This window comes from Muricauda brasiliensis (genome assembly GCF_003057865.1).
Taxonomy (GTDB): Bacteria; Bacteroidota; Bacteroidia; order Flavobacteriales; family Flavobacteriaceae; genus Flagellimonas; species Flagellimonas chongwuensis.
On record NZ_QBTW01000011.1, the window covers coordinates 584,965 to 606,966 of the forward strand.

Annotated in this window: 24 protein-coding genes; 15 read left to right on the top strand and 9 right to left on the bottom strand. The window is 40.0% G+C overall.

Annotated elements, in window-relative coordinates; all coding sequences use genetic code 11:
• The first annotated feature begins 8 nt into the window (after positions 1-8).
• The 4 genes from DCK90_RS08545 to DCK90_RS08560 are packed head-to-tail and all read left to right on the top strand — an operon-like array spanning position 9 to position 3,246.
• Positions 9-881 (top strand): aldo/keto reductase, encoded by an 873-nt coding sequence (locus tag DCK90_RS08545; RefSeq protein ID WP_108245757.1) that lies wholly within the window; start codon positions 9-11, stop codon positions 879-881.
• A 12-nt stretch (positions 882-893) separates the two neighbouring features.
• The gene (locus DCK90_RS08550) at positions 894-1,649 is read left to right on the top strand and encodes an SDR family NAD(P)-dependent oxidoreductase (RefSeq protein ID WP_108245758.1); all 756 of its coding nucleotides are present in this window, start codon (positions 894-896) and stop codon (positions 1,647-1,649) included.
• Positions 1,650-1,689: 40 nt separating this feature from the next.
• Positions 1,690-2,070: a four helix bundle protein gene (locus tag DCK90_RS08555; protein ID WP_108245759.1), complete on the top strand. Its 381-nt coding sequence runs from the start codon at positions 1,690-1,692 to the stop codon at positions 2,068-2,070.
• Positions 2,071-2,109: 39 nt separating this feature from the next.
• A complete protein-coding gene (locus tag DCK90_RS08560; RefSeq protein WP_108245760.1) occupies positions 2,110-3,246 on the top strand; it encodes an ATP-binding protein in 1,137 nt (378 codons plus the stop codon).
• Here the strand turns inward: DCK90_RS08560 and DCK90_RS08565 are convergent.
• Together DCK90_RS08565 and DCK90_RS08570 are read right to left on the bottom strand one after the other, a co-directional pair.
• Complete coding sequence (locus DCK90_RS08565) at positions 3,243-5,162, bottom strand: amylosucrase (RefSeq protein WP_108245761.1); 1,920 nt, start codon at positions 5,160-5,162, stop codon at positions 3,243-3,245. The genes DCK90_RS08560 and DCK90_RS08565 overlap by 4 nt on opposite strands.
• On the bottom strand, positions 5,163-6,107 hold the full coding sequence (locus DCK90_RS08570) for a carbohydrate kinase family protein (protein ID WP_108245762.1): 945 nt from the start codon (positions 6,105-6,107) through the stop codon (positions 5,163-5,165). It lies immediately after the preceding gene.
• A gap of 152 nt (positions 6,108-6,259) precedes the next feature.
• Between DCK90_RS08570 and DCK90_RS08575 the strand changes: the two genes are divergently transcribed.
• Positions 6,260-6,991, top strand: coding sequence for a metallophosphoesterase family protein (locus DCK90_RS08575; RefSeq protein WP_108245763.1), 732 nt, complete (start codon positions 6,260-6,262; stop codon positions 6,989-6,991).
• Positions 6,992-7,031: 40 nt separating this feature from the next.
• Complete coding sequence (locus DCK90_RS08580; protein WP_108245764.1) at positions 7,032-8,027, top strand: acyl-ACP desaturase; 996 nt, start codon at positions 7,032-7,034, stop codon at positions 8,025-8,027.
• Positions 8,028-8,048: 21 nt separating this feature from the next.
• Here DCK90_RS08580 and DCK90_RS08585 read toward each other — a convergent pair whose 3' ends face one another.
• The 6 genes from DCK90_RS08585 to DCK90_RS08610 all read right to left on the bottom strand — a co-directional run bounded on the left by DCK90_RS08585 (position 8,049) and on the right by DCK90_RS08610 (position 12,846).
• Positions 8,049-8,612 carry a hypothetical protein gene (locus DCK90_RS08585; RefSeq protein WP_234414682.1) on the bottom strand — a complete coding sequence of 188 codons (564 nt, stop codon included), beginning with the start codon at positions 8,610-8,612 and terminating at the stop codon, positions 8,049-8,051.
• 360 nt (positions 8,613-8,972) lie between these two features.
• Complete coding sequence (amaB, locus tag DCK90_RS08590) at positions 8,973-10,526, bottom strand: L-piperidine-6-carboxylate dehydrogenase (protein ID WP_108245766.1); 1,554 nt, start codon at positions 10,524-10,526, stop codon at positions 8,973-8,975.
• A gap of 70 nt (positions 10,527-10,596) precedes the next feature.
• A complete protein-coding gene (locus tag DCK90_RS08595) occupies positions 10,597-10,971 on the bottom strand; it encodes a DUF1304 domain-containing protein (RefSeq protein ID WP_108245767.1) in 375 nt (124 codons plus the stop codon).
• On the bottom strand, positions 10,968-11,510 hold the full coding sequence (locus tag DCK90_RS08600; protein WP_108245946.1) for a 3-hydroxyanthranilate 3,4-dioxygenase: 543 nt from the start codon (positions 11,508-11,510) through the stop codon (positions 10,968-10,970). Before DCK90_RS08600 ends, DCK90_RS08595 begins: the two co-directional genes overlap by 4 nt.
• Positions 11,511-11,617: 107 nt before the next feature.
• Positions 11,618-12,130 (bottom strand): CAP domain-containing protein, encoded by a 513-nt coding sequence (locus tag DCK90_RS08605; protein WP_108245768.1) that lies wholly within the window; start codon positions 12,128-12,130, stop codon positions 11,618-11,620.
• Between the two features lie 185 nt (positions 12,131-12,315).
• Positions 12,316-12,846, bottom strand: a complete 531-nt coding sequence (locus DCK90_RS08610) for a CvpA family protein (RefSeq protein ID WP_108245769.1) — start codon at positions 12,844-12,846, stop codon at positions 12,316-12,318.
• A 60-nt stretch (positions 12,847-12,906) separates the two neighbouring features.
• On the opposite strand from DCK90_RS08610, the gene DCK90_RS08615 reads away from it, so the two are divergent.
• From DCK90_RS08615 to DCK90_RS08655, 9 genes are all read left to right on the top strand, one after another.
• Complete coding sequence (locus DCK90_RS08615; protein ID WP_108245770.1) at positions 12,907-13,263, top strand: hypothetical protein; 357 nt, start codon at positions 12,907-12,909, stop codon at positions 13,261-13,263.
• Positions 13,264-13,572 (top strand): antibiotic biosynthesis monooxygenase family protein, encoded by a 309-nt coding sequence (locus DCK90_RS08620; RefSeq protein ID WP_108245771.1) that lies wholly within the window; start codon positions 13,264-13,266, stop codon positions 13,570-13,572.
• Between the two features lie 4 nt (positions 13,573-13,576).
• The gene (locus DCK90_RS08625; protein ID WP_108245772.1) at positions 13,577-15,253 is read left to right on the top strand and encodes a glycerol-3-phosphate dehydrogenase/oxidase; all 1,677 of its coding nucleotides are present in this window, start codon (positions 13,577-13,579) and stop codon (positions 15,251-15,253) included.
• A 77-nt stretch (positions 15,254-15,330) separates the two neighbouring features.
• Entirely contained in the window at positions 15,331-16,044 is a 714-nt protein-coding gene (locus DCK90_RS08630) for a DNA-binding response regulator (RefSeq protein ID WP_108245773.1), read from the top strand.
• A 155-nt stretch (positions 16,045-16,199) separates the two neighbouring features.
• Positions 16,200-16,412 carry a hypothetical protein gene (locus DCK90_RS08635; protein WP_108245774.1) on the top strand — a complete coding sequence of 71 codons (213 nt, stop codon included), beginning with the start codon at positions 16,200-16,202 and terminating at the stop codon, positions 16,410-16,412.
• A 38-nt stretch (positions 16,413-16,450) separates the two neighbouring features.
• The gene (locus DCK90_RS08640; RefSeq protein ID WP_108245775.1) at positions 16,451-16,690 is read left to right on the top strand and encodes a hypothetical protein; all 240 of its coding nucleotides are present in this window, start codon (positions 16,451-16,453) and stop codon (positions 16,688-16,690) included.
• Positions 16,691-16,795: 105 nt separating this feature from the next.
• Positions 16,796-17,533, top strand: coding sequence for a GLPGLI family protein (locus tag DCK90_RS08645; protein ID WP_108245776.1), 738 nt, complete (start codon positions 16,796-16,798; stop codon positions 17,531-17,533).
• A 35-nt stretch (positions 17,534-17,568) separates the two neighbouring features.
• On the top strand, positions 17,569-20,262 hold the full coding sequence (locus DCK90_RS08650) for a carboxypeptidase-like regulatory domain-containing protein (protein ID WP_108245777.1): 2,694 nt from the start codon (positions 17,569-17,571) through the stop codon (positions 20,260-20,262).
• 88 nt (positions 20,263-20,350) lie between these two features.
• Positions 20,351-21,004, top strand: a complete 654-nt coding sequence (locus tag DCK90_RS08655) for a hypothetical protein (protein WP_108245778.1) — start codon at positions 20,351-20,353, stop codon at positions 21,002-21,004.
• Here the strand turns inward: DCK90_RS08655 and DCK90_RS08660 are convergent.
• Complete coding sequence (locus DCK90_RS08660; RefSeq protein WP_108245779.1) at positions 21,001-22,002, bottom strand: NAD(P)H-dependent glycerol-3-phosphate dehydrogenase; 1,002 nt, start codon at positions 22,000-22,002, stop codon at positions 21,001-21,003. The genes DCK90_RS08655 and DCK90_RS08660 overlap by 4 nt on opposite strands.

A 22,002-nucleotide genomic window follows, 5' to 3' on the forward strand; every position in this document is an offset into this window, starting at 1 on the left:
CAGCGCATATGGAACAGACAACGAAATTTTCCCGCATTATATCGGGAGCAATGACCTGGGGAAGTTGGGGCAAAAAACTTTCCGACAAGGAGATGATTGATTTAATGCACCATAGCATCGATTGTGGCCTTACCACTTTTGATCATGCGGACATCTATGGGAGCTACTCCACCGAGTTGGATTTTGGTGCAGCATATGCCAATAGCGGTATCAACAGGGAAGATATCCAGTTGATTACCAAATGTGGGATTCAACTCACCCGTGGTAGGGATAACAAGGTCAATCATTACCGGTACGATAAGGATTATATTATTTGGTCAGCGGAAGAATCCCTGAAAAAGTTGAAGACAGATTATCTAGATCTCTTTTTAATGCACCGACCAAGTCCATTAATGCATCCTGGCGATATAGCAGAAGCTGCACAGCATTTGCTGGATAGTGGAAAAATCAAACAATTTGGGGTATCCAATTTTACGACCTCACAAGTGGCCATGTTGGACAATGTGATTCCTGTTGAAGGGAACCAAGTAGAGTTCTCCTTAACGCACCACGACCCCATGTACGATGGTACTTTTGATGATTGCATCGCCAACAAAAGAATGGCAATGGCATGGAGTCCATTGGGGAGCTTTTTTCGGGAAACCGACGAAAAAGTTGAACGGATAAAGGAAGCCATGGGCCCACTTTTGGATAAGTACGACGCCAATGAAAGCCAATTGCTTTTGGCTTGGATATTAAAACATCCCGCCCATGTTCACCCTGTGATTGGAACAACGAATAAGAAAAGAATTGAACAATCGGCCGCGGCCGCAAAGATAGACTTGGAACTTCAGGATTGGTTCACACTTTTGGTGGCCGCCCAAGGACATGATGTTCCTTAGAAAATATATACCATGTCAAAAACAGCACTAATAACCGGAGCAACCAGTGGAATAGGAAAAGCAACTGCCGAACTTTTTGCAAAGCAGGGCTTTAATTTGATACTCTGTGGGCGACGGGAGGAAAGACTAAACGAGCTAAAAAATGAGCTGGGAAGGGACACCGCAATTTTTACGCTCAATTTTGATGTAAGAAATCGCGAAGATGTATTCTCGGCCATAGAAAGTTTGCCGCAAGAATTTTCGGAGATAGATGTCTTAATCAACAATGCGGGGAATGCCCATGGTCTGGACCCGATTGATAAAGGCAGCCCGGATGATTGGGATGCCATGTTGGACATCAACGTAAAAGGATTGCTTTACATCTCAAAGGCCATCATCCCAAAAATGACGGAACGGAAATCGGGCCATATCATCAATATTGGTTCCACAGCGGGCAAGGAAGTTTACCCCAATGGAAACGTATATTGCGCCAGCAAGCATGCTGTGGATGCAATCAATCAAGGTATGCGTATAGATCTCAATGCATACGGAATTCGCGTGGGTGCCGTAAACCCGGGCTTGGTAGAAACGGAATTCAGCGATGTTAGGTTTAAGGGGGACTCCGAAAGGGCGGCGAACGTCTACAAAGGATTTCAACCTTTAAAACCAGAGAACATTGCGGACATTATTCTGTTTGTGGTTACCCGGCCCTATCATGTGAACATTGCCGACCTTGTAGTAATGCCCACCGCACAGGCCAGCAGCACAATTGTGAATAAAAACAATTAGGTGTTGCGGGTTTTGGGTTGAAAGTTTAAAATAGCAATTTATGAATGGATTTGAGGAACTGGATGTTTGGAAACTGGCAAGAGAAATTTGTAATGAGGTCTGGATACTAATTGAAAATACTTCTCTGGGTAATGATTACAGTCTCAAAAACCAAATGAATGCTTCTTCTGGGTCGATTATGGATAATATTGCAGAAGGATTTGAGCGAAACGGAAATCGCGAACTCATTCAGTTTTTAAGTATTGCAAAAGCTTCTTGTGGAGAATTGAGGTCTCAATTGTACCGATGTTTAGATAGGGAACATATAACAAAAGCACAATTTGATAGTATTTGTTCGAAAACAATCACCGAAGGAAAAAAGATAGGTGCATTTATGTCGTATCTCAAAAAATCGGAGAGAAAAGGAGCAAAGTATGATTAAATCCCACAACGCGTATCTCAAATCTCGAAACTCTAAAATATGATCAATAAACGCCTACTGGTAAAAAACTTATTGGCCCACAACGACGAGAATAGTTTTTACGACAAAAAGCGTTTTATATCCATTGGAGAAAAGGAAGGTAAGGCCAAATTTTTAAAGCATGTCTGTGCCTTGGCCAACAGCAACCCCAAAAACAATTCCTTTATCGTGATCGGGGTTGAGGACGAGGACAACAAAATTGTTGGTGTCGATTTTTTTGATGATAGCAAAATCCAGAATCTTGTCAACGCCTATCTGGACAATCCACCTCTGATTTCATACGAAAACATTCCCTTTCCCCATTTGCCCGAAGGCAAGGTGGTCGGGTTGGTTACCATTAGGTCGAACGGAAAGGTCTGTGCCCTGAGAAAGAACATTTGGAAATATTACGGAGGCGCTGTTTTTTTTAGGGAAGGGAGCATTAGCCTTCCCAAGGCTTTTGGGATAGAATTAAAGGACATCAATTCAGAAAAAGTCGCCACCATTGAGCAGCATGCCCGTAACAATATTGAATATACGCTGGATGCCGTCTTGAACTTTTTCAATACAAGACATCCAGATTTAACGAGCGATTATAAAGTATTCAAGGAACAGTTTGTCGTCTGCTGGGCGGGCAACAAGAAAAAGGTAAAGGGGAAAATCTATTATTCCCGGGTAGATATAGAACTCATCAACGAACAAGTGAAACTGTTCTATTCTGCGTTGGATGAAATCACTATTGATTACGATGACGATTCCTTCAAAACATTGGAGTACGTGCAATTGGGTTTGGGTTCTCACCAAAAATATTACCCTTTGGAAGAAATGACGATCACATTTTCGGACAATGGTAAGTACACCATCAGCAGCAAACTCATATTTGAACCCCCACAGTTTGATAAAAAAACGCTCTATCACGTCTACAATACCAACAATGCCTTGCTCAAAAAACTGGAAAACCATATTCCATTGAACGATTCGGAGCACACGGACATTACCCACTTGCCCGCTACCTATTTGATTTGCTACCTAAACGGTTTTGAAGAAGCGAAGGACAAAATGGAAGGTTCCAGGACATTGCTGAAGGCGTACGACACCCATGTGTACCAAAGCTTAAAGGAGTCGCAAAGAATATTGAGAAAAGTAAGGTACTCTTAAAATTTCATGAGCCAGAGCATCTGGTAGGGCATAATTTCCAAAAGTGCGCTATTAAGACTTACTTTTTCTTCCGATACCAAATCCAATGGTTCCCCCTTACTGAAATAACCGAGCTTTTTAATCCAACTGCTGTCGATGACCTGAGGGTTTTCATCAAAATTACAGATCACCAACAGTCCTTTTTTGTCCTCTGTTCTTTCAAACGAAAAGATATGGTCGTTCCCTGTATGATAGAGTTCAAGGTTGTTTTTGTCGGCAAAAATGCTGTTCTCCTTCCTTATTTTGATAAGCTTCTGAAGGGCATGGAATATCTTGGACTGAGCTGAATCCTTCTCTTTGAGCCTTGAAATGACCTTCCAATCCTGCATAGGGCGGTTCACCCATCGGCTGTCACCTCTTTTGGATGCATCATTTTGGAAGGAATAATCGTTGAGGGTACCTATTTCGTCGCCCGCGTAGATCAATGGGATACCTCCAAATGCCAGTGTGATGCCATGCATCATCACAATTTTACGTACCGATGCCTTCATCAGGTCGTCATTGTTGGTTTTGATGGCCTTTTCCAATCCCAATAAAGAGGCCGCACTACCTGTTATCCTTCCATCACCTGTTTTGGGATTGTACATAAAAAGCATTCCGGTGGCCGGGGACCAATCCAACCGCTGGCAATAGTAGTCCAACAAGAATTTTCGGTGCATTTCAGGATTCCATCCTAATTCTTCGATGAGGTGGTTCTCGTACCCCAATCCAATATCATCATGACAACGGATGTAATTGATCCACGTACAATCTTGTGGTTTGGGTGGAACGTGCATCAAACTTTTATAAAGCAATTGTGTTTTTTTTGTGGCAATGGAGTTCCATAAGAGGGCCATCAAAGAAGCATTATAGGCAATCTCACATTCGTTGCCCCTTTTCTCTTCTTCTCCAAAATATTTTACAATATCGGTTGGCGCCACAATGGCCTCTGCCAACAAGATGGAACCTGGAGCCACTACCTGTAGGCACATCCGGAATAGAGAGATAAGATTGTGGGCTTCGGGCAAGTTTTGTGAAATGGTCCCGATTTTTTTCCAAAGAAAGGCAAGGGCATCAAAACGTACGACATCTACGCCCATATCCGTGAGCTTTACCAAGTTGGTGAGCATCTCCAGAAATACTTCGGGATTGGTGTAATTGAGGTCCCATTGATAACCGTTGAAGACCGTCATTACCCACTTCTCCATTTCAGGGATATAGGTAAAATTGCCGGGTGATGTTTCCGGGAATACCTCTGGCAGAGTCTTTTCAAATTCGGCCGGAATGGTAAAATCCTCGTAGATGTAATAATAACCCTGATATTTCTTATCCCCTTTCTTGGCTTTTTTTGCCCATGAAAATTCGTTGGAGGTGTGGTTGACCACAAAATCGAGCATCAAATACATACCGTTTTCACGAAATGCCTTGGTGAGCTCCAACAAATCTTCTTTGGAGCCGTATTTTTTATCCACTTCCAAATAGCTGTTCACGGCATAGCCGCCATCACTTTCTCCCTCGGGTCTTGTTGTTATGGGCATCAGGTGTAAAAAGTTGACTCCAAGTTTTTTAAAATAGGGTATCTTCTTTCGTAGCCCATTCAAATCTTTGTTGAAATGCTCCACGTAAAGCTGCATGCCCATCAACTTTTCAGATTGATGCCAGTTGCCCGATTGCAACCGTTCCAAATCCTGCTTTCTTAATGCTTGGGGTCGCTCCGTAAATAACTTGGGAAGCAACTTCAATAGTTTTTGAAAATGTTTTTCATGCTGCTCTTCGGGGTAGAGGGAGAAGAACTGTTTTTGAATCAAGGTAAGGTTAGTAGCCAATCGTTGATTAAAGAGTTCTTGGGAGTCTTTCCCTTTTTGGGATAGGAGCCTATGTAATTTCGCTTGGTTCATCTACTTTTCGAGCTGTTCTTTCGTGGGCAAGGCAACAATAGCGCCGTAATTGGTCGTGGTAATAGCCCCTGCCTTGTTGGCTTTGGCAACCATCCCCTCAACCAAGGAAAAATCTTCGAAAACTGGCTCAAAATTGCCTAAATCCGAAATTTGATACAACAAACAACCTATAAAAGCATCTCCTGCGCCTGTGGTATCAACAGGTGTTACTTTCACGCTCGGAATGATTTTTTTGGTACCGTTCATGCTCAATAAGGTACCTTCCTTGCCCATGGTTACGGTAATTATTTTGGTCCCGATTTTGTGCAATGCATCGCAAGCTTCGTGCAAATCTTCCTTTCCTGAAATAAGTTGGGCCTCTTCGGAACTAAACTTGCACAGATGCGATTTTTCCACAAATGGCATGCACTTTTTAATAAAGGTCTCCTCATCATTTTTCCAAAGGTCGATTCTAAAATTGGGGTCAAAACAAATAAACATTTCCTTTGTGAGTCCATCAAAAAGATATCTGCCATATGTTTTTTCCAAAGGCCCACCCAAAAGTGCGGTCGCTGCTCCAAGGTGAAGAATGTTTCCGGGAAGATTTTTCCGCAGATCTGGATTGTATTTTAGTTCTTTATCGGCCCCCCTGCTAAAAACAAAATCGCGTTCGCCATCCTCCGAGAGAGAAACAAAGGCAAGGGTCGTAAACGTATCGGATAATTGGGTGAGCGAAATATCAACCCCTTCATTTTTTAACGTTTCCAAAAGAAATTTACCAAAAGGATCATCCCCAACACTACCAATAAAAATTCCATTCCCTCCCAATTTTGAAATGGCGCAAGCAACGTTGGCCGGTGCTCCCCCAGCTTTTTTTGTAAAATGGTTTGCTTTGGAAAGGTCGCTTCCTTGTTGTTCGGCAACAAAATCTATCAACACTTCGCCGATGCAGTAAACTTTCTTCATATTGATTTCGGAATATTCTAAGGTACATAGAAAATAATACCATGTCCAAAAAACAGTTAGGTTTATTTGAATTCTAGGTTAAATGCGTGATAAAGCCCCAATGATTTTTCATAGGCCAAGGTTTTGTGTGTAATATTGTCAAAAACTTTTCTATGCGAACACTGGTAGTGGGCGATATACATTCTGGAGTAAGAGCTTTGGAGCAATTGTTGGACAAGGCAAAGGTTACCCCAGAGGATCATATTATTTTCTTGGGCGATTATGTAGATGGATGGAGTACGGCGGTGGAGACCATCGATTTTTTGATTCAGCTGCAAAGCCAATACACATGTACCTTTATCCGAGGTAACCATGATGAGCTCTGCAAGGCTTGGTTAATAGATCAAAAGGAAAACCCGCAATGGTTGGCGCATGGCGGCACGGCAACTAGAGATTCCTATTTGAATGCTGATAAGGAAAAGTGGAGAATGCACCTTGATTTTTATGAAAATTTGCAAAACTACTACCTAGCAGAGGATAACCGATTGTACCTGCATGCAGGCTATACCAACCTGAAAGGGATAGATTACGAGTATTTTCAGCAATCATTTTATTGGGATCGCACCTTGTGGGAGCTGGCTACTGCGCTAGACCCCAGTTTAAAGCCCGCCGATTCCAAGTTTCCGAAGAGATTGACGCATTACAAAGAAGTATTTATTGGACATACCCCAATATCCAAAAGGGAGTTCGTAGAGCCCCAGAACAGGGCCAATATTTGGAACGTGGATACCGGAGCGGCTTTTATGGGAGGTTTGACGATGTTGGATGTAGAAACCAAAGAATTTTGGCAAAGTGACCCCGTCCATAAATTTTATCCAGGAGAAAGAGGAAGAAATTTGAGTTAAATTCATTAAATTATAAAGACCTTTGTAAAAACCCCGTATTATGTCGATAAAGAATGTAAGGTTGGAAGTGATGCAGGCCATTGAGCCCAAGGTTGACGGATTTATGAACGAGTTTCTGATTCCGACCGAAAAAATATGGCAGCCCACAGATTTTTTGCCAGATTCCCAAAGTGATAAATTTTTTGATGAGGTAGAAAAGCTTCGTGGCGAAGCCAAAGAACTTGGATATGATTTTTGGGTGACGCTTGTCGCCGATACTATTACCGAAGAGGCGCTGCCTACTTACGAATCATGGTTGATGGATGTGGAAGGCATTGATCAGCATAGCGGCAAAGAAAACGGGTGGAGCAAATGGGTACGTGCCTGGACGGCAGAAGAAAATCGACATGGCGATGTTTTGAACAAATATTTGTACCTATCAGGTCGCGTGAACATGCGTGAAATCGAGATAACCACCCAGCATTTGATTTCTGATGGATTTGATATAGGAACGGATAGAGATCCATATAAGAACTTTGTGTACACTACGTTCCAGGAGTTGGCCACCAATATTTCGCACAAGCGGGTCGGTAAAATGGCCAAACAAAAAGGCAATGGTCTCTTGGCGAAAATGTGCACTATCATTGCGGGTGATGAAATGAGGCACCATTTGGCATATCGCGAATTTGTGAAGACCATTATGGGGCAAGATCCCGATGGGATGGTTTTGGCTTTTGCAGATATGATGAAGAAAAAAATCGTGATGCCAGCCCATTTTTTACGTGAATCTGGAGGTAGCATAGGTGAAGCCTTTGAGCAGTTTTCCAATTGTGCACAACGTTTGGGAGTGTATACGGCGCAGGATTATATTGATATCCTGAAAAAGTTGAACGATTATTGGGATATTGGAAATCTTCGTGGTCTCTCCGACCAGGCGGAAAAGGCAAGGGTATATTTGATGAAATTGCCAGAGCGCTTGCAAAGGATTTCGGAGCGCATGCAATTTTCGCAGGACCAATACACTTTTAAATGGGTAGAGGCCAATGGGATGATGTAGAAAGACTGGTCGGTCTTTTTGTTAATATTTTCCAGCCTTATGCTTTTCCTGCCAAATGTATAGTTGTTCCCAATGGCCTTCGTAGGCCATTTTTGCCTGCATGGGCCAAGACGCCGGGTCGTGGATGCGATAGCGTCTTCCGCCGGAGTTGAGCACCTCATGGCATTTATCAACAGATGTTTCCGACAGGTCTTTCCACGTTTTGATGTTAAAATTATGGAACAGCTCTTCTATTTTAGGCCCAATGCCCTCGATAAGTTTTAGATCATTTTCATTGATGGTCTTTCCGAAAATAGCTTTGGCTTCGTTTACTTGAAAAATGAAATCTTCACTTTTTGAAAACTTTACTTCGGAATCAAGATTAAGGACCTTGGTTTTGATATGATCGGAATCCAAATGTTTTTGGCAAGTTTCAAGGTCTGATTTCAATTTTGCATTTTCTATTTCAAGTGAGTTCAATTCAAAGAAATTATCCGAAGAGGAAGGAGCATCGGATTTACCAAAAAAATATCCCAAAACCCCGGAGATTATTCCAGTAATGGCCAAACAGAGCCAATACCACATAGAAGAGCTTAACCAATCCATAGTCTTTATATAAACAATGAAAACTGTTTATATAAAGTATTAAAAAAACCTTAAAAATCTAAATAAAATAGAAAGAAACTGAGTAATATTTATAAATCACAGGGATTTGTAAGAAAATTCGAAAACAGAAAATAAAATAAAATATACCAACTATACACTTTTCGGAACCAACTGTAACATACCCTTTAATTTCTCCAAGAAATATATTGAAATTTGGAATTCAACATTAAGTGAAGAACCCTGTTTCTCCCGACAATGATCCGGCACTGAAATAGGGTTTTAAAGTTAAGTTTGAGTTAGTTAAGTTGGTTTTAAAGACTGCCCATTTGGCATTACGTCCAAATGGGCGGCTTTTCTTTGTTATAGGTCAAACCTAATGCCCTGTGCGAGGGGTAGTTCGGTAGTATAATTGATAGTGTTGGTCTGCCTTCGCATATACACTTTCCAAGCGTCGGAACCACTTTCTCTACCACCCCCGGTTTCCTTTTCGCCACCAAAGGCTCCTCCAATTTCAGCCCCGGAAGTACCGATATTTACATTGGCAATTCCACAATCCGAGCCTTCAACGGATAGGAATCGTTCTGCCTCCCTTAAGTTGTTCGTCATTATGGCCGATGACAGACCTTGTCTTACCCCATTTTGCATATCCAACGCATTTTCCAAATCACCACTGTATTTCAAAATATATAGAACAGGCCCAAAGGTTTCATGCTGGACAATCTCGAAGTGATTTTCAGCTTCAGCGATGGCTGGTTTTACATAACAACCACTTTCATAACCTTCACCTTCCAGAACTCCTCCTTCAACCAAGATGTTACCTCCTTCTACCTTCACTTTTTCTAGTGCGTTCAAATAATTTTTTACGGCATCTTTATCGATAAGCGGACCAACATGGTTGTTTTCATCCAATGGATTGCCAATACGGATTTGTTTGTACGCATCAACAATGGCGTTCTTGACCTTGTCGTATACATCTTCGTGAACAATCAGTCTGCGTGTGGATGTACAACGTTGTCCGCAAGTACCCACAGCTCCGAAAACGGCGCCGATCACTGTATTTTTTATGTTGGCATCGGGAGTTACTATGATAGCATTGTTACCTCCAAGCTCCAATAAAGATTTACCTAGTCGTTCACCAACGGTTTTGGCCACTATTTTTCCCATTCTGGTAGAACCTGTAGCCGAGATCAAGGGGATTCTTTCATCTTTGGTCATGAACTCCCCTACGATATAGTCTCCTGTTATTAAACAGGATATTCCTTCGGGCACATCATTTTCAGTGAATACCCTTGCGGCTATATTTTGACAGGCAACCGAGGTCATTGGTGTTTTTTCGGAACCTTTCCAGATGCAGGCATCTCCACAGACCCAGGCCAGAGCGGTGTTCCAAGACCAAACGGCCACCGGGAAGTTAAACGCGGAAATAATACCGACCACTCCTAGCGGATGGTACTGCTCGTACATCCTGTGGCCGGGGCGTTCGCTGTGCATGGTCAATCCATGTAATTGACGGGATAAACCAACTGCAAAGTCGCAGATGTCAATCATTTCTTGTACTTCGCCCAAGCCTTCTTGATAACTTTTGCCCATTTCATAAGACACCAATTTGCCAAGTGGCTCCTTTAACCTACGAAGTTCATCATTAAATTTTCTAACCACTTCACCTCTTTGCGGAGCTGGCATGGTACGCCATTTTTTAAAACCTGTTTGGGCAGAGGTAATCACCTTTTCGTAATCTTCCCGTGTTGTCGACTTCACCTTTCCAATTAGGGCTCCATCAACAGGGGAATATGATTCGATGATATCCCCATTGGAAAACCAATCTTTTCCTGTGGAAGTACCATTATTTGTTTCGTTCAGTCCCAATTCTTTTAGGGCCTCTTCTATTCCAAAAGCAGTTGCTGTTTTTGACATTTATAACTTTTTAAGAGTGTATTGTTGTATTTTTACAATTATACAAATAATCTCTTAGAGAATGAACGGTTTACAGGAATAGATGAGCCAACAAAAGAACTATGCCGACAAGTGCCGGAAGTGCCTGTACCGTGAAAATTTTCTTTGATGCGGTAATTGCTCCATACATACCGGCAACGGCAACACAGCCCAAAAAGAACAACCCCACATAAATTTGCCAATGGATATCTTGAATCAGTAAGGACCAAATGAGTCCGGCCGCGAGAAACCCGTTGTAAAGTCCTTGGTTGGCCGCTAAGGTTTTGGTGGGTTCGAACAAGTGCTCCGGCAAAGAGCGGAACACTTTTTTTGCTCTTGTGGTCCAAGCAAACATCTCTAGCCACAAAAAGTAAATATGCAGCAATGCGACAATTCCTATGATGATCTTTGCGAAAACGAGTATCATTCTTCCTTGGCAACAAACCGTTCGTCTACTGGCATTACCGTCCCGCAATTATCACAGGTTCGCAGTTCTTCCGAACCGTAAAAGTGCTTAAAATGACCCAAGAAGTCTTTTTCTATATCATTCAGTGTAAAGTAGACCTCGTACAATTTATGGTTGCAATTATCGCAGAACCATAACAGGCCATCTTCAGCATCCAGATCAGCTCTTTTTCGTTCGATCACCAATCCTATAGAACCTTCTTGTCGAGCAGGAGAATGTGGCACCTTGGCTGGATGAAGGTACATATCACCCGGACCCAGTTTCATGGTCTTTTTTTGGCCATCTTCTTGTATATGGACTTCAATATTGCCTTCCAATTGATAAAAAAGTTCCTCTGTTTCATTGTAGTGATAATCCTTTCTGGCATTGGGGCCAGCTACAATCATTACAATGTAATCACCAGATTCTTTATAAAGATTTTTATTGCCTACCGGTGGTTTTAAGATATCTCGGTTTTCCTCAATCCACTTAGTTAGGTTAAAAGGTTCCTGTATTGCCATGTTCAAAGATTTTACGAAAGGTAAAAAAAACCTTGCTGTCAACATAGCGATTAACAAAAAAGACCTGCTTGTTGGCAGGTCTTAAAATAGATGGTATAATGGGTTGATTATTCCACTTTAATAAATATCTGAGTGTAGTAAGGTCTACCTTGCTTATCCAATTGAACGCTCAAGGTGGTATGGGAAAAGTCGCCTTCCATGGCTTCTTTATGTGAAGAGCTATTAAGCCAGCCTTCCAAAGTTTTTTCTGCTGAAACGTAGTATCTGGCAACGTTTTCAGATACACTTGTTGCATTGGTCTCCTCGGCAATCTTTTCAGCCCGGGATTGAAAATTATCGTGGCTCAGCGTGTTTTTGGAAATCATGTAGTCATTATGTTCTTCGGCATATTTATAGGCGGGGTCGCTTTTGTCCAAAATGGTCAGCCCAATAGATTCACGGTGAAGATTGACCAGGTTTAATAGGTCTTCCTCCATTTTAACGGGGTCTACCGTAATTTTTTCGTTGCCAAGAGTTGCTTCGGTGTAATTTTGCTCTTCTTGCTGTACAGATGATGTACTACAGTAACTTAGGACAATAGCGAGTACTATGACCAGCAAGATGCCATATAATCTTTTCATTTTCGGGGTGTTTTTCGGGAGTGTTCAATTCCCTAATGTTCTCTATTGCTAAACTAAGGGAGAGACTATCCTTTTCCATGAAATTTCCATGTTAGGATAGATTATCACGTTGAAATACAACAAGCTGTGTATAATAGACTTATTTGGGAGTATAGGGTGTCCCTTTATCGAGAAAAACAAGCCGTTTATATGATTCCATGTGTGGTCTCAACCTCTGGAGAGGGAGTATTTTCCACATCATCCAATACGTAGGAAAAGACCAAATCACCCAATTCTTTGATGGGTTCGTAAAAAATGGATTGTTCTTTGGTTTCCTCCTTGATGAATCCCAATGGAGAGGCCAACTTTTCGAAGAAAATTAAAAAAGCCCCCAAGATAACGGCCACCTTAAGAACCCCAAAAATACCACCGGCTATTTTGTTCAATAGTCCGAGCATGGCAAAATCAGCAATCTTCGTCAAGAATTTTCCGGCCAGGTTCACTACAATGATGATAGCAAAAAAGGTAATCAGAAATGCAGCGATTTTGAGGTATTGGTCGCTCCAATCAAAACGCTCGGACAAATAATCGCCAGTGATGTATGAAAAATGGATGGCACCGTATATTCCCGCAATCAGGGCAATCAGGGAGGCAAGCTCAACAAACAGGCCGTTCCTTAAGCCCTTGTAAAGGCCCCAGACCAGAAGAATTCCAATGATTATATCCAAAAAGCTCATACACGGGTTTTAACAAATATAGAATATTGATTTGTACCTTTGTCACTCATATCAAAACACATGTCAAGAGACGAACAATTAAAAGAGCGGTGGGAGTTTTTGGTGAAGAAACTATCCGCGCAATTTTCGGATGGCGACCCGTTGGAATTGGACGGAATCGTTTATTTGGTGGGGGTTCAGGAATTGGGCGATTTTCATCGTAAATTTAAAAAGGATGAAAAGGTCAACCTGATGCATATTGCCATCTGCCGATTATTGGAGCCGTACGGTTATTACGATTTTGATTTTTTTGATGATGACGGATGGCCGCACTATACCATGAAGGAACAATTACCGCCATTGAAAGCAGGAGAGCAAACGGTATTGATGAAGGAGGCCTTGGTAAATTATTTCATGGAAAAGGAATACATCACGTAAATGGAACTGAAAAAGCCATACTATGCCGTAATTTTTACTAGTCTCCGAACAGACGGAGATCAAGGATATGCTAAAATGGCCGAAGAAATGGAAACATTGGCCAAAAAACAACCTGGCTTTTTGGATATAGAAAGTGCCCGTGATGGCTTGGGCATTACCGTTAGTTATTGGGAAAGTCTGGAGGCCATTGCCGACTGGAAAGCCAACATGGACCACCGACAGGCACAGAAAAATGGCATAAAAACATGGTATTCCTGGTACAAGGTCCGGATTTGCAAGGTGGAACGCGAATACGAATTCAACAAATAGAAACATGGGCGAGAACATTGCTTTTTCCAACGTAGAGAGAAAGAGCAAACTGCAAAAGGCGGCCAAGACCACCTACGACCTTGTTGTAATCGGCGGCGGTATTACGGGAGCAGGTATCGCTTTGGATGCATCTTCTCGCGGCATGAAGGTATTGTTACTCGAGAAAGGCGATTTTGCCTCGGGTACCAGTAGCAAATCCACCAAATTGATACACGGAGGGCTACGTTACCTAAAACAATTCGATTTTTGGCTGGTGAAAGAAGTAGGTTCTGAGCGGGCGATTGTACATAAATTGGCTCCACATTTGGTGCTACCCGAGAAAATGTTGCTCCCGCTTATCGAGGGTGGTTCCTATGGAAAATGGTTGACATCCATCGGACTGAAGGTCTACGATATTTTGGCGCAGGTTTCCGGGGATGATAAACGACAGATGCTGGAGAAAAAGGAGGCCATGAAGTTGGAGCCCCTTTTGCCCAAAAAAATATTGAACGGAGCAGGCTATTATGCCGAATACCGAACCGATGATGCCCGATTGACGCTTGAAAACTTAAAAACAAGTCTTCAGTTTGGTGCAGAGATATTCAATTATTCCAAGGTGACTGATTTTATTTATGAGGATGAAAATGTAGCAGGTGTCAAGTTTACGGATGAGGTGTTTGGTGATGAGTACCATGTTTCATCAAAATATGTGATCAATGCTGCAGGACCGTGGGTAGATGAGCTCAGAAGTGTGAACCAATCCAAAAAAGGCAAGCGATTGCACTTGACCAAGGGCGTACACTTGGTGTTTCCAAAGGAAAAACTCCCGGTAAAACAATCCGTTTATTTTGATATTCCCGACGGGCGGATGATGTTCGCCATACCACGTGGCAAAGTAACCTACATTGGCACGACTGATACCAATTACAATTCCGACAAGGACCATGTGACCACGGAACTTGCCGATGCCATCTATCTGATTTCAGCCGTCAATAATATGTTTCCCGATATAGAATTGGAACTGGATGATATTGTTTCATCATGGGCCGGACTGCGCCCACTGATTCACGAAGAAGGGAAATCGGCATCTGAACTATCACGAAAAGATGAAATCTTTACCTCCGATACGGGATTGGTCAGCATTGCGGGAGGAAAGCTCACAGGATACCGTAAAATGGCAGAACGTACAGTGAACCGTATCGCCAAGAAAATGGAGGAGGACCATGATATAGAGTTGAAGCATTGTACCACGGACAAGATTCCACTTTGTGGGAACGATTTTAAAAAGTTCAAACACGTTAAAAAATACATCGCCACCGTTCAAGACCAACTTCAATCGGATGGTTTTGCCAAATATGATGCGTGGTATTTGGTGACCACTTATGGGAAGCAGACCGAATCCATTTTGGAACTTTATACCAACATAAAAGGCGACAAACCCAAAGAACGATTGATAAGGGCCGAAGCGCAATTTACCATAGCCCACGAAATGGCACTGAATCCCTTGGACTTTTTTATACGAAGAACGGGCCGATTGTATTTTGATATAGAGAGTGTGCGAAAATACAAAGCCTCGGTTTTCGAAGAATTTCAGAAAGCCTACAATTACTCCACGGAAGAAATGGAGGTCTTTTCTGCCGAACTGGATGCGCAGTTAAAGGAGCATTCCGATTTTTCTTTGGAGCGGGACCAAAACTTATAATTTCATATATTTAAAATATAGTTTTGTAAACGAAAACGCCTTTACTAACCTCATAAAGGCCATTGTACTAATTGTAGATGGACTACAGAGGAAGAAGAAAAGGTAAAGATTGCCTCACCGAGAGGACCCTTCAAAGCATATTGATTGTTGAAGACCACCAACTCAGTTGCCAAGGTTATGAGTTGATTGTGGAACAAGCAGAATGTAAGGGTACAATTCCAAAAGTTACAGTTCAGCAGGCACATTCCCTTAAAAAAGCAAATCAGCTACTAATTGAAGAAGCTATTCATTTTGATATGGTCTTCTTGGATATTTGTATGCCTGCCTATCCAGAAAAAGACCTCTATTCAGGAGAAGATTTGGGAAGATTGATTGTTGAAAAGCAACTCAATACTAGAATATTGGTGATGACCAGTTTGACAGATAAACTTCGTCTAGAAGAAATTCTACAAACTGTAAAACCACACGGGTTTTTAATTAAAGGTGAAGTGGATGAGTATCATCTAATAAGTGCAATTCAGCATATCCTAAAAAATCAACCGTACTATTCTCCAACCATTGGAAAAATATTAAGAGACGAATCCAATGCAGAAGTTTACTTAAGCACAGATGAAAAAAAGCTTTTGTACCTCCTGTCTAAAGGAATCCGAAACAAAGAAATTGGGGAACATTTGTGCTGGTCGTTGTCCAAAGTGGAAAAAAGAAAGCGAGTCATGCATGAAAAACTGGGAATTGAAAAAGGAAATACGATGGCTTTGGTGAACAGGGCCAAAGAGTTAGGCATCATTTAACAGGCAAATGGAAATATGCGGAAAACCGTAAAAAGTATGTGGTTTTCCTGTCCCTTGGTTTTGTTTTTAAAATATAGTTTTAGCCCAAGCTTACATTTTTCAGCGCTGAAATTGTTCGAGTATTAAAACTATTTATTCACGAAAAATTTAAAACCATGAAAAACATTTTTCTTGCAAGCTGTATGCTTCTCTTTAGTTTAAATGTCAGTTCGGCAAAAAATGAAACTTTAACTCCATCAGAGGAAAATTTAGCCATAGATGGGTTATTCTGCCCGGCGGGTTGGGCTGATGTGGAAGAATATTGGGATGCTGGTGGCAGTGATGGATTTTATGCAGGTTACTTGTTTTGTTATCACTGCGGCTGTTAGAACTGTTCTAAGTATTTTTTAAAGTGTAAAATTTGAAAATGATAGCTTTAAATTTAAAGGTTAGAAGAAGACTCTTAACCTTATTGTCATTGCTTTTTTTTGCAGCACAGACAGGAATTGCATCTGATCCCAAAAAAGCCAATAATTCTCATGAAACAATAGAGGAAGAAATGTTTTGTGATTTAGGGTTTAATATGGTCGAACTATATTTTGACTCTGGTGGAAATGATGGCTTTTATGCTGCTCAAATATTTTGTATGGCATGTAATGGTTGTTAAAATATAGATAGGCCGAATAAAATAATCTTCATACGGCCTATCTTTTTTAACTGACTAAAATTTTAATTAACTGATTGTTTTTGTCAATTTTAAAATCTGTTTTCAATGAAAAGGTTACTCTCGACTTTCATACTCATAGCTGTAAATCTATTTCAGGCACCTGCTATTTCTCAAGTATCTAGTGGAACAATTAGATATAGTGTCAATGTTGATGCATTTGTGGCGAGGGTAAAGAAGAATAATGAAGCTAAAAAGATTTCTCGAAAAAGCAATTTTGAAACTATTGCCGAGGAAATGCATAGAATCAAATTAAACTTATTATTCAAAGATTCAAAATCAGTATTTCTTAGAGAGTCTAGTTTAGCTTTAGATAACTCTGAAAGAGCTTTTCAAATGGCCGTTGCCTTTGCGGATAGGGGGACATACTATACCGATATAAAGACAAGAAAACTTTTAATTTACAGGGAATATAAAGGAGAGGTGATACTCGTAGATTCGAATATCAGAGATGTTGATTGGGATCTCACCGCTGAGCAGAAAAAAATAGCTAATTTTAATTGTTACAAGGCTGTTTCGCAAGTTGAAACTTCAATAGGTAAACTACCAATAATAGCATGGTATACGCCCGAAATTCCAGTATCATTCGGACCAACGGATTATAGTGGTACCTTGCCAGGTTTAATTTTGGAATTACATACCAATGAAATTAGTTTTATTTGTGAGGAAATCAATCTGAATCAAAATAACATTATTATTGAATGGCCTAATACAGATTCTGCAATAACATTGGAAGAATATGAGAAGATGAATGAGAATCTCGCTAAATCTTTTCAAAGAAATTAGACAAATTCCTCTAAAAATAAATCTGGAGTTAGGTTATGATTTTATCCAAATCTACTCACACCTTTAGGTTCTCTTTTTTTTTCATATTATTTTATTTTCCTGGATTTGGTCAAATGGTTCAGTTATCTGGGGTAGTGCAGGACAGTACGGGATCAGTATTGCCCAATGCTAACATAATTGCATTCCCTGAAGACACAGATAGTAAAACAAGTTTTGCAATTAGTGGTGAAGACGGAGAATATATTTTGTTCCTACGGAGAAACTCAACTTACACTATTGATGTAAGTTATATTGGATATAAAGAGGAATCTTTAAAATTGAAGTTATCTGGGAATCAAAAAAAAAACTTTTTACTAATTCCTAAAGTTAACCAACTTGAAGAGGTTGAGCTTACTTATAGAATTCCAGTGGTTGTAAAAAGAGATACCACAATTTATAACGTTGAAGCCTTTGCAACTGGTGAAGAAAGAAAGATTCGAGAATTGTTAAAAAAACTTCCAGGTATTGAAGTAGATATTGATGGAAATGTGACCGCTCAAGGTGAAAGAATAACCAAAGTACTTGTAGATGGAGATGTTTTTTTTACAGGTGATAGTAAAATGGCAGTCAACAATATTCCAGCCAGTGTTGTAGATCAGATAGAAATCTTAGATAATTATAATCAAATTGCTTTTCTAAAAGGTTTACAGGATACTGATGACAAAGCTTTGAATATAAAACTTAAAGATGACAATAAAAGGTTTGCATTTGGCGATTTGGAGGCTGGGGTGGGTTTAGAGGATAGGTACGTAATACATCCAGCCCTATTTTATTATAGTCCTAAAACAAATATTAACCTTATAGGCGACTTTAACAATATTAGTCAGAGCTCTTTTACATATGATGATTATGTCAATTTTGAAGGGGGTTATTCAAACCTGATTTTTGATTCCTCCAATAAATTCGATAGCCAAATTAATTCCGACATATCTAACTTTCTAGATAATACTAATTTCAATTCGAAGAGGAATCGATTTGGAGCACTTCATGTTAAACAGTACATAAGTCGTAGTACAGATATAAGCTCTTATGTAATTGCCAGTAGCAATAACTCCACGCAACTCAGAAAGACGGTCAACCAGTATTTAGATAGCGAATCTCCGTTTGTTGAGAACCGAACTGAAAATGAAAACTTGGACAATCTCTTTAGTTTGGGTAAGCTTACCATAGACTATAAGGCTAGTCAGAGAGAATCATTACAGTTTAATACTTACTTCAAAATTTCGGATAACTTAAGAATAGGTGAGCTGAATTCAATCACCGCATCCGACATCGATTTATTTAACACCACCAATCAGTTAAAGACTTTCTTAATTGAACCTAATTTAAACTTCAACAAAAAGTTTTCTTTGGCGCAAACACTTAGTTTCAATTTGGATTGGACATATGAAAAGTTCGATGGCATCAATACTTGGAGCAATGATGACTTTTTTTTAGAAAACATCCTTCCATTACAAGAAAGCGACAATATACTAGTTAATCAATTGAAGGAAGGATCAAAAAGTAATTTAGAGATTAGCTTAAAAGATTTTTGGGGGTTAAATTCTAACAATCACATATACACTACTCTGGGCTATAATAAAAGAGATGAAATTTTTGAAAGTAGTGAAAGACAGATTTTAGATGATGAAACTTCTGTCGATTTTTCTTCCGATGGTTTTGGAAACAGCATCAATTATCAATATAAAGACTTGCTACTAGGCTTAGAATATAAATTTTTGTGGGAAAAATTCACGACTAAAATCGGTCTATTTTTTCATAAATACAATTGGAGCAATACACAAGATAACATATACGTATTCAATGAATTAAATCGTTTCTTGCCCGAGTTTAGAAGTGAATATAGGATTAACAGTGGGGAATCTCTATCATTTCAATACAAACAAGAATTGGGTTTTCCCACCGCAAATCAATTGGTTGGTAATTTTATCATAAATGATTTCAACAGGGTCTTTTTAGGAAATCCAAATCTTCGCAACCAGTTAGCACAGACCTATGTGCTAACCTATAGAAAATTCAATCTGATTAAGGGCTTATCTATAAATGCAATTATTAACTACAGCAACCAAAACCAAAGTATTAAGAACTCTACAACACTTAGTGGAATAGAGCAAAAAAGTAGTCCATTCATATTTGATCAACCAGAAAACTCAATAACGGCTTTGTTTAGTTTTAGTAAAAGAAAGAATGATTTAAAATATACCTTAAGAACCAATGCTAGCTATAATGAATTTTTTCAGGTAGTCAACTCCAATACCAATTTGAATATATCTAAATCTGTTTCAAGTTTATTTAAAGTAGAAAGTTATTTTAGAAGAATTCCAAATTTTGAACTAAGCTATAACTATAGCCCTACATTTTACAGGACAAGTGCCTCTACTTTTGAATTTACTCAAAATACCTTTCTTGCAAATTTGAATTATCGGATAGAAGGTGTGAAATCCAAATTTGAGTATTCTAAGATTTTCTTTTCAAATCAGGCTAATAATACTCAATCAGACTTCGATGTAGCAAAAGTATCAATTAGTTATCAAGCGGAAGACAGTCCATGGTTCTTTGAGACTGAAGCTTCAAACTTTTTCAATACGCAATTTAGAAGACAGTCATCAATTACTGATTTTTTAATTAGTGATGAAAGGAATTTTATAATACCTAGAGTATTATTGTTTAAAGTAGCTTATAAATTATAGACTGACCTCCTCCCAAATTGGGTTTCAGGCATAACTAGAGAGTATCATAGAATGCCATTTCCTTCTTATTAGATAAATCATATTTAAAATGAAAACACGTTTAGTTCTATTACTAATTTTGCTGCCAACATATCTTATCTCTCAAGAAACTTTAAGAGACAAAAGCTTCTTACTCAATTTTGGCACTGAATTTAGAATAACTCCCATCTATAGAAATGGGGACCAATCAATTGCCACGAATTTTATTAATCCTGATTTACAAAATTCTGGCCCTGCACTTAATTTTGGGGTTGATTATTATGTTACTCAAAATTTTAGTGCAGGATTCAAAACCTCCTTTCGTTATGACCTTATAACAACTCGTATTGAAAATACAGCTTCAGAAACAGAGCGCGGGTTGATGTTCGGCTATCATTTTAACTTGAACTATCACTTTCAAGTATTCCAAAAAGGCGAATTATTCGTCGGTGCCGGCCTTAGCTTGCTCAACCGAAATAGTGAGTATGTAAGAACAGAATCTATTTTAAATGAAGAAGGAGAGGTTGTAGGTTCAAATTCCTCTTTGGACAATTATAATTTCAGCGCAAACAAAATTTTCGTTGGTTATGGAAAAGGCAGGTCTAAGATAATGTTGGGTATATACATATCTCGAAACACAAAGTATTTTGATAAGAAGACAACTTTTATCCTGCCATTTATAAGCTACAGTTTCAATCTTGTCAAACTCTCAACGGGCAATTAATCCAACTTCTCCGTCAACTTCTCAAATACCTTTTTCGGGCTCTTGTTTTTATAAAGTACTTGGTATACTGCGTTGATAATGGGCGTTTTGGACTTCTTTTGTAGTTTTTCCATAAGATCATGGGCACTTTGGGTCGCATAATAGCCTTCGGCCACCATGTTCATTTCCATCATCGCGCTTTTTACGGTGTAGCCCTTACCGATCATGTTCCCGAACATTCGGTTTCTACTAAAAACCGAATAGCCCGTTACCAATAAATCACCCAAATATGCCGAGGCGTTTATGTTGCGCTTCATTTTGTACACACGGTCAATAAAACGCTTCATCTCCCGTATGGCGTTGCTCATCAAAACACTCTGGAAATTGTCCCCGTAGCCCAATCCATGCGCAATGCCCGCGGCAATGGCATAAATATTCTTCAGCATGGCCGCGTATTCCGTACCTATGATATCATCAGAAATTTTGGTACGGATATAGTCGCTCTTTAAATGCCTGGCCACCATTTTGGCCTTATCGGCATCGGCGCAGGCAATGGTAAGATAGGATAAGCGTTCCAAGGCGACCTCTTCTGCATGGCATGGCCCTGTAATCACACCAATATTCTCAAAAGGGATCTCATATTTTTCATTGAAGTGTTCCCCAACTATGCGTCCACTTTCGGGAACAATCCCCTTAATGGCCGAAAAAATGATTTTATCTTTCAAGGGAACCGTCAAATTCTGCAGTTCCCTCTCCAAAAAAGCAGAAGGAATGGCAAAAATGAGCACGTCGGATGCTTCGGCAACCTCATTGATGTCAAAGCTCATCTTGAGTTGGTCCACATCAAACTCTACGGAACTTAAATAGTTGGGATTGTGCCATTCTTTTTTAATATGACGAATTGCCGAATCGCTCCGCATATACCAATTGACCTGTTCCAAATTTTCGGTCAACATCTTCACAATGGCGGTTCCCCAGCTACCACCTCCAAAAACTCCAAACGTAAGTTGGTCTTTCAT